Below are 16,777 nucleotides of genomic sequence, written 5' to 3' on the forward strand. Positions count from 1 at the left end.
ACCCCATGAGCATCGAATTCTTCACCCGCCTGCCACTGCATGGCGAAACCCAGTACCTGCCTGGCGACCCACGCAACCGCGGCGACTGGCACGCAGGCGGCGATAGCAGCGGTGCGGTTTCCGGGTTCGCGGTAGGTGATCACTTCACCTACATCGATTACCTCGGGCAAATCGCCCGCGCTGCGGAAATCAACGGCTTCGGCGGCGCACTGATGGTCAATGCGCCCACCGGCGAAGAGCCGTGGACCGTGTGCTCGCTGCTGGCACGGGAAACCCGCACGCTCAAGTTCGTCACCGCGTTCCAGCCCTATCACTACACGCCCTGGGTGGCCGTGCAACAGGCCGCGACCTACCAGCGCGCCACCGGCAACCGGCTGGTATGGAACATCATCAACGGCGGCTCCGACGCCCTCCAGCGCCAGGTCGGCGACTTCGAGAGCCACGACGAACGTTACGCCCGCGCCACCGAGTTCATGGACGTGGTACGCGGCTACTGGCACAACGAGCAATTCCACTACGAGGGCACCTATTACCGTGCCGAGGGCGGCGGGCTGCGCGGGCCGCTGAAAAAAGCCGAGCTGCCGCTGATCTGCACCGCCGGTTCTTCGCTAGCTGCGCGCGAGTTCGCCGCCAAGCATGCGGACTTCTACCTGATGCGTGCCGAACACCCGGACGAGATCGCCGCGCTGATCGCCGACATCCGCGCCCGCGCCTTGAAGTGGGGACGTACCGACATTCGCTTCGGCCTGTCCATCGACGTGATTGCCCGCGAGACCGAAGAGGCCGCGCGGGCCGAGGCCAAACGTTTCTTCGACGAAGGCGTGGCCAAGGGCACGGTCAAGGCCCGCGCCGCCCACGCGGGCCTGCGCACCGCACGCAAGCTGAGCTACGAGCACGGCTACAGCGACAAGGACGAGCAGCAGGCCTTCGACGATTTCTTCATCCACCCCAACGTGTGGACCGGCTTCGGCTATATCGGCATCCCGCCAGGCTGCGCGCTGGTCGGCAGCTACGCCAACGTGGTGGCGCGTATCCGCGAGTACCACGGCATCGGCATCGACCTGTTCTTCCTTGCCGGCTACCCGCACCTGGAAGAAGCCTACCGCCTCGGCGAGCATATCTTGCCGCACTTCCGTGGCCAGCGCGCCGCCCTCGCCCGCCCGGCGCCCACCCCCGTGCAACTGCACGCCAGCAACGGGGGCTGACGCCATGGCCTGGGACGGTTACCCATTGAGCCGGCGCGCCTTCATTGGCCATGCCGGCGTACTGGCCGGTGGGCTGCTGGCCGGCTGCGGCCCAAGCGACAGCCCCGGCGACGCGGTTGCCGATCAGCCACGCCATGGCGGGCGCCTGCGTCTTGGCATCATCGATGGCAACCAAAGCGGCAACCTCGACGCTCATAAACCGGTCGGCAGCGGCATCGTCCGCGGCTTTGCCTTGTACAGCAAGCTGTGGGAGTGGGACGAGCAGATGCAGCCGCGCCTGGCCCTGGCCGAGTTCGCCGAGCCCAACGCCGACGCCAGCGGCTGGACGTTGCGGCTCAAGCCTGGGCTGGAGTTTCACCACGGCAAGACCATCGACGCCGACGACCTGATCTTCTCCATCAGGCGCCTGACCGACCCGCAGCTGGCCTCGCCCTATGCGGCGCTGCTGCACTGGGTCGACCGCGACAACCTGGTCAAGCTCGACGATCGCACCGTGCGCCTGGCTTTTCGCGAAGGCCGCAGCTACCTGCCGTTGCCCGAGACGTGGGTCAACTTCGGCGGCATCGTGCCGGTGGACTACCACCCGGTCACCAACCCGGTCGGTGCCGGCCCTTACAAACTCAAAAGTTTCACCCCGGGCCAGCGCTCGCTGTTCACCCGTTTCGACAATTACTACAAGCCCGGCAAACCGTATGCCGATGAACTGGAGATCATCGACTTCAAGGACCAGACCGGCCGCCTGGCGGCCTTGCGCGCCGGGCAGATCGACATGGCCAACGTCATGTCCACCGAGCACCTGCAAGTGCTGCAGGCCGACCCACGCCTGCGCCTGCTGAAGTCGGTGAGTGGCAACTGGTTGTCGTTCGACATGAACACCACCAAAGCGCCCTTCAACGACCCGCGGGTGCGTGAGGCGTTTCGCCTGCTGGCAGACCGAGAGGACTTGGTGCGCCGGGCACTCAATGGCCAGGGCCGGGTGGCCAACGACCTGTACGCACCGTTCGACCCCACCTTCGACCACAGCCTCGGGCCACGGCCGCATGACCCACAACGGGCGGCGCAATTGCTCAAGGACGCGGGCCGCGAAGGCCTGCAGGTGGAACTGGTCACGACCCCAGGGCCTGGGCTTGCCTCGGCCCTGGTGCTGGCCGAACAAGCACGGCGCATCGGCGTGACGATCACGGTGCGCCAAGTCGACCTGGCGACGTTCCAGGGGCCGCAACGCGACGACTGGACGTTGAGCACTGGGGGCAGCATCGGTGCGCCGTTTCTGGCCAGCGCCATTCATACCGACGCGCCGTTCGCCGTGGCCAACAAGACCCACTTCCACGACCCGGCATTCAGCGAGGCCTTCCTCGCTGCCATGGCCCAGCCCGACCTTGAAAAACGCAAAGCCCTGGTGCACCGCGCCCAACGCATCCAGTACGAACGGGGCGGCATGCTGATCTGGGGCTTTGCCGACTTGCTCGACAGTGTCAGCACACGGGTCGGTGGGGCGCAGGCGGAGCAATCGCTGTTCAGTACCTGGCGGTTCGAGAGCCTGTGGCTCAAGAGCTAAACGCTGGGCCAGCACAATCTTCTGTGGGAGCCATAGGCACCCAATAACCGCAGGCGCGGCTGCGCCCTCGCTTTTCCCATTCCCGAACAGAACGAGGCTCAGCCCCATGCTCCGCGTTGCCTTGCTGCACCCGACATTCCAGCCAAGCGCCCTGGCACTGGCCATCCTGGCCGCCAGCGTACCGCTGGCCTACGCCGAGGACACCCAACTGCAAACCGTCACCGTCCAAGCCGAACAGGCTGACGACGACGCCCTGCCCACGCGCCCACCGGCCTCGATCTACGGCGGCCTGGAAAGCAAAGTCCTCGACACCCCACGCTCGGTCACCCAGATCAACGCCGAGCAATTGGCCCGCGACCCGATCCAGAGCTCGGACGACCTGGTCAAATACGCCCCCGGCATCACCCGTGGCGGCGGCCAGAACGCCGGCATCGCCCCGCAAATGCGCGGGCAAAGCTCCGAGGTGTTCCAGGATGGCCAACGCGCCTACGGCGTACGCCACCCCGCCAACTTCAACGCCTACGAAGGCGCCGACATCGTCGCCGGGCCTTCGTCGGTCACCTACGGCTCGGTCAGTGGCAGCGGCGGCTACATCAACTACCTAAGCAAGAAGCCCGACTTCAACCGCTTCCGCACCCGCCTGAGTGGCGAAATCGGCAGCTGGATCCCCGATGGCGAATCACGCGATGCCACCCAATTCAGCATCGACAACACCGGCCCCCTCAGTGACAGCCTGGCCTACCGGGTCAGCATCACCCGCCAGCGCCAGGAAACCTTCTACGACAACGTCGACAACAACTTCGACGCGTTCTACGGCGCCCTCGCCTGGCGCAACGACAACCTGCGGGTGGACTGGAACGCCGCGTACGACGACTACTACGACTACAACATCACCCACGGCTGGAACCGCGCCACCCAAGACCTGGTCGACCACGGCAGGTACAACGCCGGGCGCGCCACGCCGATCATCCAGAACGGCAACAGCCTGTGGTCGCCGGTGCTGTCATCGGGTGCCAGCGATGCCCAGGTACTTGGCTGGGTGCAGCGCCAGCGCAACGCGCAGGGCCAGTACCAGGTGGTCGATGGCAGCTTCCAGGGCGCCTCACCCAATACCCAGGCCAGCCCAGGCAGCTTGCGCGGCTGGGTGTACGACCCGTCGCTGGCAGGCAATGGCCAGACCTCGCTGTCGTCACAGACCGGCCAGCGCGCGCAGGACCAGAACCGCTCGCGGCGCTTCACCACACAACTGCGCGTCGAGGGCGACCTGACCCCGTCGATCACCCTGGCCAACAGCACTTTCTACCAGCACTCCACCGACACCACCGACGCGGTGGGCGCGTTCCAGGTGCAGGGCAAGGACGACATCTTCGACAACCGCTTCGAGTTCCGCGCCCGTGGCCAATGGCAGCTGGGCGGCCTGACGCTGGTCGACGACAGCAACAGCGGGCTGATCTACCGCCGCGAGACCAACGAGTCGATCGCCGCCAACAACAATTTTGGCTCCACCATCAACGCCTACGACCTCGCCCTCGACCCGACGCTGAAAAACCCTGGCGACCTGCTCGGCCTGAGTGGGCGCAACCCCGCCGGTGGCAACGGAGCCTGGATCGGCCGGCCCGGCGTGCCACAGTTGTCCAATTACTATGGCTGGCTCAACCTGCCCGCCATGTACCCGGCAGGGCACGGTTTGTACGCTGAATCGGTGGCGCCCTACACCGCCGACAGCACCTGGACCACCCAAACCCTGTTCAGCCAGCACAACCTGCGCCTGGGCGAGCGCGTGGGGCTGAACGTGGGGGCCAGCCGCAGCTGGATCGATGCCCGTATCGAAAACCCCTTCGTGCTCGCCGGCGGCAACCCGCGCAAGGACTCGGACAATTACCGGTTGTTCTCGGTACAGGTCAGCCCCTATTTCAAACCCACCGACAACAGCACCCTGTACTACACCTTCGACCGCTCCCTCGCCGTCAACACCGGGTTCTTCACCAATGGTTTGGGCTGGGGCAGTGGCGCCGGGGCCAACCAGCTCAACCCGCTGGCGTTCGAGAGCCTTAGCGTGCTGCACGAAGTGGGGCTGAAGGTCGAGGCCATGCCCGACCAGTTGTTCTTCACCTTGGCCGCCTACAAGCAGGCGCGCGACCAGTCGCCAGACAGCAACAACAACATCGCCCGGTTGATCGTCAAAGGCTGGGAAGCAACCCTGCGCTACCAGGACCCGCACCTGCGCGGCGGCCTCAACCTCAGCCGCATCAGTGCCTACAACGAGTTCACCAGCCAGGCCGGGTTCGCCTCCGCAGGGTTCATCCCCGACAACGGCACCGTGTTCGGCGACAACAACAGCCTCAACCAGCGCCCGTCCGGCAAGTTCGATGCGGTGCAGATTCCTGAGTACAACGCCGGCGGCTATGTCGATTACCGCTTCGATTCCGGGTTCGGCGTGGAGCTCTCTGGTTGGTGGACCAGCAGCTGGTACCTGAACCTGAGCAAGACGGTGAAGGTGCCCGACGAATACAACCTCGACCTTGCCGCGTATTACCGCCAGCCACAGTGGGGCGTGACGCTGCGCATGCTCAACGTCACCGACGAACTGAATTTCGTCAGCGGCCTGGCCGGCTCGACCAACACCTTCCTGCAACCCATGCCTGGGCGCACCTTGCTGGCCCAGGTCGATTACCAGTTCTGACCCTTCCTCAACGTAAAAGGCCATCGCCATGTCCATTGAATTCGTCGGCATGATTTTCCCCCGCCAGTGGTCCGAGACCCGCGGCGTGCGCTCGCCCGACTTCGACCTGCCGTTCATCCGCCACCACGCCCGCGCCCATGAGCATGCCGGTTTCGACCGGGTACTGATCGCCAGCGGCCCAGGCAGTGCCGACAGCCTGCAGATTGCCGCCTATGCGGCCGCGCACACCGAGCGCCTCGGCTTCATGATCGCCCACCGCCCTGCCCTGACCGCGCCGACGGTGGCCGCGCGGGCATTCGCCACCCTCGACCACACCACCGGCGGCGGGCGCATTCGCCTGCATGCGATCACCGGCATCACGGCCGAGCCACAAGAAGGCGACACACTGCTGGACAAGACCGCGCGTTACCAGCGCGCCGACGAGTACCTGGAGATTGTCCGGCGCACCTGGACTGCCGAAGAGCCCTTCGACTTCGAAGGCCGCTACTTCACCATCAAGGGCGCTTTTTCGCCGGTTAAGCCGCTGCAGCAGCCGCATATCCCGATTTCCTTTGGAGGCTCGTCCGACATCGCTTACCAGATCGCCGTCAAACATGCCGACCTGTATGCCCTGTGGGGTGAACCGCTGAGCGGCGTCGCCGAGCAGATCGCCAAGCTCAAGGCTGCGGCGAGTGCCGCTGGCGTGGCGGCGCCACGGGTGAGCTTGTCGGTGCGGCTGATCCTGGGTGCCACCGAGGAGCTGGCCTGGCAGCGCGCGGAGCAGATCCTCGCGCAGATCAAGGCCAACCCGCAGTTTGCGGCGGACAGCCCCTGGCAGAAGCGCATCAAGGGCACCGGTTCCGAACGCCTGCTCGCCGCCGCCGCCCGGGCGGACCGGCATGACCGGGCATTGTGGATGCCGACGGCGACAGCGGTGGGGGCTTATGGCGATACAACGGCGCTGGTGGGCACGCCGGAGACCGTTGCCCAGGCGTTGCTGGATTATGTCGATTTGGGGGTGAGCACCTTCCTCAACCGCGGGTATGACCCGTTGTACGACACGGTGGATTACGGGCGCTGGGTGATTCCGGCGGTGCGCGAGGAAGTGCGGCGGCGGCAGGCGCGATTTGTCGGGTGATACCCCAACCTACTGTAGGAGCGGCCTTGTGTCGCGAAAGGGCCGCGAAGCGGCCCCAGCAATCTAAGCGTCGATGCTTAGATCGTGGGGCTGCTGCGCAGCCCTTTCGCGACACAAGGCCGCTCCTACAGAGATCGCGTCAGCAGAATTCAACCTACTGACAGGCTAGGCGAATGCGCCACCAAGGTCCGGGTATAGGCATCAACAGGCCGCCCAAGCACCTGCTCAGCCGCCCCCTCTTCCACCACCCTGCCCTGGCGCAACACCAACACCCGGTCGGCTATCGCCCGCACCACGCCCAAGTCATGGGTGACGAACAACACGGTCAGCCCTTCACGCTGCAAACGCCTCAGCAATGCCAGGATCGACGCCTGCACCGACACATCCAACGCCGAGGTAATCTCGTCGCAAACCAACAGCCGTGGCTCACAGATCAACGCCCGGGCAATCGCCACGCGCTGCCGTTCTCCCCCTGACAGGCTGTGCGGATACAGATCGGCCACACGCGCCGGCAGCGACACCCGCGCCAGTACCGCTTCGACCCGATGACGCGCCTCATCGCCACGTACAGCGAAGAAATGCGCCAGGGGCGCGCTGAGGGTCTGCGCGATCGTCTGCCGAGGGTTCAACGCCCGGTAGGGGTTCTGGAACACGTACTGGATCTGGTGACGCAGCCGTGCATCCCGTTGACGCGCGGTGAACGCCAGCGGCTCGCCGCCGTAACGCAGTTGCCCCTGAACGTTCTCGCCCAACCCCGCGATGGCCCTGGCCAGGCTGGTCTTGCCCGACCCGGACTCGCCCACCAGCGCCAGGCATTCGCCTTGCGCTACCTGCAGTGAAACATCGAACAGCACTTGTCGGTCGTAAGCCACATCCAGCCCCTGCACCTCCAGCAACACCTCTGCGCTGGGCGCCGCTGCTACCTCGACACCCTGCTCGCCGAGGGGCAGCGGCTCACGGTAGGGCGCCAGGCAAGCGACTTGCTGACCGCCCTCGAACGCCAGCAGCGAAGGCTCGATTACCGCACACTCGGCACGTCGCCTGGCACAACGCGGGGCAAACGCGCAGCCCGCAGGCCGCTGCCCCGGCGCCGGTGCATGGCCGGCGATGGCTTGCAGCGGCTGGCGTCGGGCAATATCAGGAATGGCCGCGAGCAAGGCACGGGTGTAAGGGTGTGCCGGTGCTTTGAACAAGGTCTCGCGCCCTGCTACCTCCACCAGCCGCCCGGCATACATCACCATCACCCGGTCAACCAGGTCGCGCACCACGGCCAGGTCGTGCGTCACGTACAACGCCGCCACACCGTGCCCCCGGCACAGGCGCTTGAGGGTTTCCAGCACATGCGCCTGGGTGGTCACATCGAGCGCCGTGGTCGGCTCGTCGAGCACGATCAGTTTAGGCCGCAGAACAAACGCCAGTGCCAGCATCACCCGCTGTTGCTGCCCCCCGGACAACTGATGAGGAAAACGCCGCAGAAAGGCTGCGTCGTCTGGCAAGCCGACATCCACCAGGGTCTCATTGATGCGTTGCTGCAATGCATCTGCAGTCAGCTTGGGCTGATGCGCCAACACGGTTTCACGCAACAAGGCGCCTATGCGCAGAGCCGGGTTCAGCGCTGTGGCCGGGTCCTGGGCGACGTAGCCCACCAACCCGCCCCGCGCCAGGCGCAAGGCTTCGCCCTCAAGCTCCAGCACCGCCTGCCCCGCCACCACAATGCGCCCGCCGGTAATCCGCGCACCTTGCCGCGCATGGCACAGCAAGGCCGTGGCCAGGGTGGTCTTGCCCGAACCGGACTCGCCCACCAACCCCACGATCTCTCCCGCCGCCAGGCTGAACGAGACATCGGCCAGCACATCGACCTGCCCGGCCAGTTGCACCCGCAGGTCGCTGACTCGCAACACGTCGCTGTCGACTTTCAACTCCGCCGTCATGGTTGCTTCTCCCCAATACGTGCACTGACCCGGCCGATACCTTCCGCCAGAATGTTGGTGCCATAGGCGAACACGGCAATCAGCAGCGCCGGTGCCAATACTGCCCAGGGCTGCACCAGCAGGCCGGCCTGGTTTTCGTTGATCATCAGCCCCCAGTCCGCCGCCGGCGGCGCTACGCCATAACCCAGGAAGCTCAAGCCCGAGAGCATGCCCACCGCCCAGGTCAGCATGTTGCCGAAATGCACCAGCAGCGGCGTCAGGATGTTCGGCAGGATTTCGCTGAACAGGATGCGCCAACGTGAGTAGCCCATCATCTGCGCCGCCTCGACGAACTCCTGGCCCGCCACCGCCACCGCGCTGCCACGCGCCAGGCGCACGACCCCTGGGGTAAACGCGATGGCCACGGTCAACACGATCAGCCACGGCGCACGGCCGAGCATCGAGACGATCAGCAACACCAGAATCAGGTCCGGAAAAGCCAGCGAGACATCCGCCGCCCAACTGATCGCCTGGTCCAGGCGGCGCCGCGAAAAACCGGCCAACAACCCAAGGCTGCCGCCGACCACCAGCGCAAGGGTGGCCGCCGCCACCGACATCCACAGCACCGACACGCCCCCGCTGAGCAAGCGAGACAACAAGTCGTGGCCAAGAAAATCACGCCCCAGCGGCGCACCGGCAGTCGGCGGCCCATACACCGGCCCGACCATGGCCGTCGGCGCATGCGGCGCAAGCCAAGGGCCCAGCAGCGCCAGCAACATCACCAGCGCGGTAATCACGGCGCCGCGCCGCACCTGCGGGTCGGCCAGCCAGCGGGTCTCAGTCATGGGTTGCCTCCTGGGCAGGTGTACGGCGTGCGCGTCGCCACCACGGGCGAATGCCGCGCCGGTTGCGGCGGATCATCTTGACCCGGCGCGCGGTGCGCAGCTTGGGGGTGAGCAGAACAGTCAGCAGGTCGGCCAGCAGGTTGATCAGCACCACAGCCAGGGTGATGACCAGCACCACGCCCTGGATCATCGGCAGGTCGCGCATTTGGATCGCTGCATTGAGGGCCGTGCCGATGCCGGGGTAGCTGAAGATCACTTCGGCCAACAGTGCGCCACCGACCAGCGTACGCAGGGTCAGCGCCACGCCCTGGATGGCCGGAGTCAGGGCGTTGGGCAAGGTATGGCGCCAGACGATGCGCCGCTCCGGTATACCGCGCAGGCGTGCGGCCACCACGTAGTCGGACTCCAGCGACTCGATCATCGAGGCGCGGACCATCCGTGTCAGGTACGGCAGCGCCGACAGGCTCAGGGCAACCACCGGCAGCACCAACGATGGCAACTGCCGCCACAAAGGCAATTGCGGGTCGAGGATCGACACCGCCGGCAGCCAGCCCATGCCGGGCATGGAAAACAACAGCACCAGGCCGATGGCCAGCAGAAAGCTCGGCGTAGCCTTCAACAGGATCAAGGCCGACAACCCCCAGCGGTCCAGCAGCCGGTCACGGCGCAGTGCCAGGCTCACGCCCAGGATCAGCGCCAGTGGCACCACCAGCGCCAGCACGCCGGCCAGCAAGGCCAGGGTGTGGCCGAGCCGCCCGAACAGCAGCTGTGCCACCGGCACCTGCGAGTCCAGCGAGATGCCCAGGTCACCGCGCAGTGCCGCCCCCAGCCAACGCAGGTACTGCACCAGGATCGGCTGGTCGAGGCCCAGCTGGCGCTGCAAGGTCACGATGCTGTCCAGTGGCGCATCGGGGCCAAGGATGACCCGCGCCGGGTCCGAGGGCAGCGCCTGGGTGGCGATGAACACCACCAAGCTGATGACCCAGGCGGTCAGCAGGCCGTAGCCCAGACGGCCAATGAACCAGGCCAGCCAGGCCGGCGTACGTGGGGAACGGTGAGCGTGATCAGGCATGGTTCAACCAGAGTTCGTCGAAGCGCCAGGAGGCGAAGGTGGTCTGTTCGGGGGCGAGCCCGCCGACCTTGGCGGACGCTGCATCGAGCACGTCCGAGAAACCCCAGATCAACAGCCCGCCACGTTCGTGCTGGATTACCTGGGCTTCATGCACCAAGGCCTTGCGCCGCTCCAGGTCGGGCTGCGCCAGCGCCTGGCCGTACAGTTCGGTAAACCGTGGGTCGTGAAAATTGCTGCGGTTGTAGATGGCTTGCGGCGCATCGTTGTGCAGCGCCGAGGCGAGGAAACCGCGGGCCGGCGTCGAACCCGGTGACAGCTGCCACTGCTCGCGCTGTGGGCCATTGAACACCGAGCCGTCGACCTGGTTGACCTTGACCTGCACCCCCGCCTTCTGCGCCTGCTGGGCAAACACCAACGCCGCGTTTACCCCTGGCCCTGGTGTGGTGGTCAACTCGACACGCAAGTCGTCCTGCCCGGCCTGGCGCAGCAGTGAACGGGCCTGATCAAGGTCGTACGGGCGCTGGGCGATCGTGTGGTTGTAGGTCGGGTCGTGTGGCGAATACAGGTCGTTGGCGATACGGCCGAAACCATTGAGCCCACGCGCCACCAGCTCTTGCCGGTCGGCGAGCAGGCGGAACGCCTGGCGCACACGTACGTCCTGGAATGGCGCCTTGGCCAGGTTCAGGTTGAAACCGGTAAACGAGGTGCTGGGCGAAGCGTACAGGCGCAGGCGCGGGTCAGCCTTGAGCAAGGCACTGTGCTCGGCCTGCACCCCGCTGGCCACGTCGATCTGCCCTGCGCGCAAGGCCGCCGCACGCGAGACCTGGTCTTTGAATTCGATGATCTCCAGCTCATCCGCATAAGGGCGGTTGGGTTTGTAGTAGTTTTCGAAGCGGGTGTAGAGCGAGCGTTGGCCAGGGATGAAGCTTTTGAGCTTGTAGGGCCCGGCGCCGACCGGGTTGGTCAACGGATGATAATCGGTCGGCACGATGCCGCCGAAACTGATCAGCGTTTCATCCAAGGGATAGAAGCTTTGCCCCTGCTTGAAGCGGATCTCGATCGTACGCGCATCCAGCTTGCGCAGCGCCTGGCGGTCGATGGCGCCGACCAGCCCGGCAAACGGCGAGGCCAACTGCGGGTCGGTCAAACGCAGGATCGAGAACAGCATGTCGTCGGCGGTGATGCTTTTGCCATGGTGAAATTCCAGCCCTGGCTTGAGGCGGATGGTCCAGGCACTGGCATCGGCATTCGGTTCGGCGAACTCGGCCAGGGCCAGGCGCGTGCTGACATCCGGGTTCCATTCCCAGAACTTGGCGTACAGCGCCCAGCCGCGGATGATGCCGCCGCCCACCGGCTTGTGCGCATCGAGGTTGCCCGCCTGGTCACCGTCGATGATGCCCACGCGCAACCGCCCACCATGTACCGGCGTGGCGGGTAATGCGATACCGTCAGCCGTGGCAGCGGGCGCGCCGCCATCGCAGCCGCTGAGCAGCCCGCCACCGAGCAGCAGGCCGCCCCCGACGGCCAGGCTGTTGCCGAGAAATACCCGGCGCGAAAACTCACTCATCACCCTCTCCTTACGCCGGTTGGGCCACGGTCGGCTTAGTGCGGGCGCTCAGGCGCGGCACCTCGAACCCGTGGTCCAGGTCGAGCAGCGGGAACAGCAGGTCGGCCACCCGGTGGGCTTCGTCGATCAGCGGGAAGCCCGACAGGATGAACGCCGACGTGCCTTGGGCTTCGTACTCGCGGATGCGCTCGGCCACCTGTTCGGCGCTGCCGACCAGGTAGGTACCCGCAGCCGGGCCAAGGATGTTGAAGCCGAACAGGCTGGGGCCCAGCCAGACGTTGGGGTAGATCTCCAGCTCGCGGGCAGTGGGCAGGCGCCCGGCGCGAATGCTGTCGAGGTTGCGCTGAATGCGCGGGTCGTCGCTGACGTAGGTGTCCAGGGTCTGCCCTGCCGGCAATTGACGCTCGATGGCCGCGCGGGCGGTGGCCAGCGAGGTGCGCTGCAGCAGGCGTTCGGCATGCGCCCAGGCTTCTTCTTCGGTCTCGCGCACGATGACTTGCAGGCGTGTGCCGTAGGTCAGCTCGCGGCCGATTTTTGCTGCCTCGGCGGCCACCCTGCGGAACTTGTCGCCTAGCTTTTGCGGGGTATCGGCAAAGCTCAAGTAGACGTCAAGTAACTGCACCGAATGGGCCACGCCCGGCGCCGATGTGCCCGCGCCCCACAACGGAATGCCAGGCTTTTGCTTGGGTGGGTGCCAACCGCCCAGGGGGTGGCTGGCCGCCGCAGGTGAGCGTGGCGAAAGCTTGACGTAACGGCCGTCGTAGCCTGCCGTTTCACCCGCGTAAAAGCCCTGGAACGCGCGCCAGTATTCCAGGCTGAAGTCGTAACGTTCATCGTGTGGGTAATGCACGCCCAGCGTGGCCAGGCCGGCGTCGTTGCCGTTGACCACATTGAACAGCAAGCGGCCGTTGGAAAACTGGTCGAAGGTCAGTGCCCACTTGGCCAACACCGCAGGCGACAGCTCGCCTGGGTGTTGTGCGACCAGAAAGCGCAGGCGTGACGTGGCGTCGATCAGCGCGGCCGATACCGCAAGGCTTTCGTTGGGGCTGGAGCCGAGCAGCGAGCCGTAGAAGCCCAGGCGATCGGCGGCGATGGCCAGTTGCTTGAGGTGCTCGAAGTCGGTTTTCCAGCGGCCTTCGGGCTCCCAGGGATAGGGGCCGTCGGGGGTGGTGAGGTACCAGAGGATTTTTACTGCCATGGGGGTGGTCCTTGCTTGGAGTGAAATACCAAACTGTCACTCGTCCCCCTGTAAGAGCAGCCTTGTGCTGCGAAGAGGCCAGTCCAGGCGCAGCAACTGCATCTGGCGGGCCGGCCTCTTCGCAGCACAAGGCTGCTCCTACAAAGGAGGGCGTGGTGGGCTTGGAACTGCGAATCAGCTGCGTCGATCGATACCCGGCACCAGCCCCAGCTCGGTAGCGCGCTCGTATAACCCACTCATCTTCCACTGCTGCGTCAGCACCCCTGGCCCGTACGGCCGCGAACCGCCCAGCGCATCGGCCAGCAGCTGAATCTGCGCGCCTTCTTCCAACAGCAGGATGAACTCGGCCGTCGCACGCAGCCCCTGCTTGCCCCACACCGTGGAGCCGCCATTGGCTTCGAGAATGGCCAGGTTGAACGGGTTTTCGGCGATCTTGTCGAGGATGAAGTCCACCTCGGCCTGGCGCCGGTCGATATAAACCGGTAGCTCCCGCGCCAGCTGATAGCGCTGCACCGGCACGTAGTGGAACGGCAAGGTACGGTGGGTCTGGGCCCAGGCGCCGAGGTATGGGCTGTGCACATGCGAGATCGTGGTGATGTCAGCGTGGGTCTGGAACAGTTTGGTGTAGCGCCCCAGCCCGCCTTTACCCTTGCCGACGATCACGTTGCCGGAGAAGTCGGTCACGGTCGCCTGCAGCGGTTTGCGGTGGTTCCACGGGCCGCCGTAGTTGACGGACACCAGCAGGTCTTCACCGGGCACACGCTCGATGAAGCCGACAGTGCCATTGGCGGTGATGGTGTTGGTCTCGCGGAATACGGTAAACGCCGCTTCGGCTTCGGCGACCACCTGGTCGATGAAAGCGTGCAGTTCGGCAGTGACGGGGCGTTCGTTGATCAGTACGGTCATGTTCAATCTCCGGAGGCGGATGCAAAGTCAGGCGCGGCGCTGGGCCAGCAGTTCATGGGCAGCCTGCAGGGGCCGTGGGTCGACCCAGTCGGCGATGCTGAAGTCGGCTTCGAGGAAGCCATGCAGGTAGAGAAAGTCCTTTTGCGTGCCCAGAAACGCCAGGCGCTGCTCGGACAGGTCCGGCGCCAAGGTGGTGTGGAACGCGCCGCGATAGGCTTCGGCAACACCCTGGCTGCCGGCGCGGGTCTCGTCCTCAAGGAAGCTATTGAGCGCATCGCGGTTGCCGGCCGCCCATTCGGCAGCGCGCAGGGTCTGGGCCAGGAAGCGCGCGACCAGCTCGAAGTGGTTGTCGAGCAGGCTCTGGTGCACGGTGATCGGCCTTGGCGTGCCGTTGTTGATGCGGTGGCGCGGGTCGGCTAGCAGGTCGAGATCGACGCCCACCACCAGGCCCAGGCGCCGCGCCGCATCGGCAGCGGCCGCGCCCTTGACGTAGACGGCATCGACCTCGCCGCGCGCCAGGTAATCCAGGCCCGACCACAGGCGCTGCAGGCCCAGCTGCGGGGTGGCGGCGCTGGCCTGGTCGAGCAACGCCACTTCCACCAGTTGCACGTCGTCCAGGTGCAGGCCGGCCGAGGCCAGGGCGCCTTTGTAGCCGTGCAGGCTCATGGCCCGGGCGATGCTGCCGGGGCGGCTGTCAGCCCAGGCCGGCAGTGCCAGGCGCTTACCGCGCAGGTCGGCGGCGTTGCGGATGCCTGAGTCCGGGCGGACCAGGATGGTCTGCCATTCCTCGATCCAGGTCAGGCCGATCAGCCGGCTCGGTGAGCCTGCTGCACGGGCGGCCAAGGCCGGCACGTTGCCACCCTCGCGAAACAACCCCGGGAGCTGGTGATCGTAGTGGTGATGGCCGAGCTGGCGGGTTTCCTGCAGGGTCGAGACCGGCAGGCCGTCGCGGGCGAATTCTTCGTCCAGCCAGCCCAGCTTGTAGGCGATGCCCGAAGCGGTGGGCACCGGGCAGCGGGTAAACCAGATGCGGTCCAGGGCAGTGGGGTCGTCGGTTTGCGTTGCGGCAGTAGCGCGTGTCATGGGGTGGCTCCTTGGGCGTCGTGAAAGCGCTATTGCAGCGTGCGTGCCAACCGCTGGAGGCCTTGATTTACGGGGACTTGAGTGTCGTTCACAGGCGTTGGGTGCTGGGCACGGAGCAGGATTGCGGGCGGGGTGCTGCCAGATCAGCAGGCGGGCTGTTGCTGGGGCAGCAGGCGCGGCCCGAAGCCAAGCAACACGGGGCCTGGTGAGTCATGGCAAAGAACTTGCTCAAGGCTATGGGACCGCGGTGCGGCCATTCGCGGGCAAGCCCGCTCCCACAGGACCTTCATTGCCCTTGAAACCGGCACCTTACCTGTAGGAGCGGGCTTGCCCGCGAAGCAGGCGCACTGGCCCTTGAAGACCCTTGCGAGACGACCCATGAGCGCCATCGAACCCAGCCCTATCCACCGCCTGACCAGCGAAGCCGAAGCCATCGCCGCCGCCCGCGAGGTCGCCGCGCAAATCGCCGTGCTCGCCGCCGACCCCAGCAACAACGGCCAGCTGCCGCGCCGCCAGGCCGACCTGCTGTCCAGCAGCGGTCTCACCGCCATCGCCGTACCGGCCGAATTCGGCGGCCTTGGCGCTTCGGTGCAAACCATCGTCGAAACCGTGCGCCTGATCTCCACCGCCGACGGCGGTGTGGGCCAACTGCTGCAGATTCACAACGTGATGCTGCGCGGCATCTTCACCAGCTACGCCGACGACGTGCGCGACCGCCTGATCGCCGACGTACTGGCCGGCAAGCGTTTCGGCAATGCCTTGGCCGAGGTGGGCGGCAAGAACAAGTTCGCCCTGAAAACCCGGGTCGAGCGCCGCGCCGATGGCAAGCTGGTGCTCAATGGCAGCAAGTTCTACTCCACCGGCTCTTACCTGGCCGACTGGATCTCGCTGACGGCCGCCAGCGAAGACGGCGGCGTCGGTGTGCTGCTGCACCGCGACACCCCTGGGCTGACCCTGGTCGATGACTGGCAGGCCTTCGGCCAGCAGAACTCGGTGAGCGGCACGGTCAACTTCGACGAGATCGTGCTCGACGAGCGTTACCTGTCGCGGCGCACCGGCCCGATGAAGCGCACAGGGCTGACCTTCCCGCAGATTCTTCATGCCGCCATCGACACCGGTATCGCCGCCGGCGCGCTGCAGGCAGGCGTCGACTACCTGCGCGAGCATGCCCGGGCCTGGGTGGAAAGTGGCGTGGACCGCGCCAGTGACGAGCCGCACGTGATTCGCCAGATTGGCGAGTACGCCGTGGCGCTGCGCGGTGCCGAGTCGGTACTGCGCGATGCCGCACGGGTGTTCGACGCGCATGAGCGCGACCCGGAGGACAAAGCCCTGCAGGATGAACTGATTCTCTCGGTGGCCACTGCCCGCGCCCACGCCGATGCGGCGTCACTGAAGATCTCCAGCGACCTGTTTTCTCTGCTTGGGGCCAGTGCCTCGTTGAGCAAGTGGAACCTCGACCGCTTCTGGCGCAACGCCCGGGTGCATACCACCCATGACCCCATTCGCTGGCGGCTGCACAACGTCGGCAACTACTACCTCAATGGCGCCGACCCAGGGGAGTACACCGCCGTGCTCAATGCCAAGGAAACCCAAGGCGCAACGCGCCGTTGAACCTAACCCTGGGGGCCGCTGC

12 protein-coding genes are annotated in these 16,777 nt (G+C 66.0%); 5 read left to right on the forward strand and 7 right to left on the reverse strand.

All coding sequences use genetic code 11. The annotated features are described in order from the left end of the window. Positions 1-5: 5 nt before the first annotated feature. The 4 genes from D886_RS0109740 (at position 6) to D886_RS0109755 (ending at position 6,563) form a co-directional block, all read left to right on the forward strand. A complete protein-coding gene (locus D886_RS0109740) occupies positions 6-1,205 on the forward strand; it encodes an LLM class flavin-dependent oxidoreductase (RefSeq protein ID WP_027593748.1) in 1,200 nt (399 codons plus the stop codon). A gap of 4 nt (positions 1,206-1,209) precedes the next feature. Then, a complete protein-coding gene (locus D886_RS0109745; protein ID WP_027593749.1) occupies positions 1,210-2,763 on the forward strand; it encodes an ABC transporter substrate-binding protein in 1,554 nt (517 codons plus the stop codon). Positions 2,764-2,869: 106 nt separating this feature from the next. Beyond that, positions 2,870-5,446, forward strand: coding sequence for a TonB-dependent siderophore receptor (locus D886_RS0109750; RefSeq protein WP_027593750.1), 2,577 nt, complete (start codon positions 2,870-2,872; stop codon positions 5,444-5,446). Positions 5,447-5,474: 28 nt separating this feature from the next. Then, a complete protein-coding gene (locus D886_RS0109755; RefSeq protein WP_027593751.1) occupies positions 5,475-6,563 on the forward strand; it encodes an LLM class flavin-dependent oxidoreductase in 1,089 nt (362 codons plus the stop codon). A 149-nt stretch (positions 6,564-6,712) separates the two neighbouring features. Here the strand turns inward: D886_RS0109755 and D886_RS0109760 are convergent, their stop codons facing one another. The 7 genes from D886_RS0109760 to D886_RS0109790 all read right to left on the reverse strand — a co-directional run bounded on the left by D886_RS0109760 (position 6,713) and on the right by D886_RS0109790 (position 15,144). Then, positions 6,713-8,494 carry an ABC transporter ATP-binding protein gene (locus D886_RS0109760; RefSeq protein WP_027593752.1) on the reverse strand — a complete coding sequence of 594 codons (1,782 nt, stop codon included), beginning with the start codon at positions 8,492-8,494 and terminating at the stop codon, positions 6,713-6,715. Beyond that, the gene (locus tag D886_RS0109765) at positions 8,491-9,318 is read right to left on the reverse strand and encodes an ABC transporter permease (RefSeq protein WP_027593753.1); all 828 of its coding nucleotides are present in this window, start codon (positions 9,316-9,318) and stop codon (positions 8,491-8,493) included. The genes D886_RS0109760 and D886_RS0109765 overlap by 4 nt, the downstream gene beginning before the upstream one ends. Beyond that, positions 9,311-10,390: an ABC transporter permease gene (locus D886_RS0109770; RefSeq protein ID WP_027593754.1), complete on the reverse strand. Its 1,080-nt coding sequence runs from the start codon at positions 10,388-10,390 to the stop codon at positions 9,311-9,313. The genes D886_RS0109765 and D886_RS0109770 overlap by 8 nt, the downstream gene beginning before the upstream one ends. Then, the gene (locus D886_RS0109775; RefSeq protein ID WP_027593755.1) at positions 10,383-11,957 is read right to left on the reverse strand and encodes an ABC transporter substrate-binding protein; all 1,575 of its coding nucleotides are present in this window, start codon (positions 11,955-11,957) and stop codon (positions 10,383-10,385) included. The genes D886_RS0109770 and D886_RS0109775 overlap by 8 nt, the downstream gene beginning before the upstream one ends. Before the next feature lie 10 nt (positions 11,958-11,967). Then, positions 11,968-13,155, reverse strand: coding sequence for an LLM class flavin-dependent oxidoreductase (locus D886_RS0109780; protein ID WP_027593756.1), 1,188 nt, complete (start codon positions 13,153-13,155; stop codon positions 11,968-11,970). Positions 13,156-13,329: 174 nt separating this feature from the next. Continuing rightward, positions 13,330-14,061, reverse strand: a complete 732-nt coding sequence (locus tag D886_RS0109785) for a class II aldolase/adducin family protein (RefSeq protein ID WP_027593757.1) — start codon at positions 14,059-14,061, stop codon at positions 13,330-13,332. A 27-nt stretch (positions 14,062-14,088) separates the two neighbouring features. Then, complete coding sequence (locus tag D886_RS0109790) at positions 14,089-15,144, reverse strand: ABC transporter substrate-binding protein (RefSeq protein WP_027593758.1); 1,056 nt, start codon at positions 15,142-15,144, stop codon at positions 14,089-14,091. A gap of 378 nt (positions 15,145-15,522) precedes the next feature. Between D886_RS0109790 and D886_RS0109795 the strand changes: the two genes are divergently transcribed. Next, a complete protein-coding gene (locus D886_RS0109795) occupies positions 15,523-16,755 on the forward strand; it encodes an acyl-CoA dehydrogenase family protein (protein WP_027593759.1) in 1,233 nt (410 codons plus the stop codon). The last annotated feature ends 22 nt before the right edge of the window (positions 16,756-16,777 follow it).

This window comes from Pseudomonas sp. LAIL14HWK12:I7 (assembly GCF_000483465.1).
Lineage (GTDB): Bacteria > Pseudomonadota > Gammaproteobacteria > Pseudomonadales > Pseudomonadaceae > Aquipseudomonas > Aquipseudomonas kermanshahensis.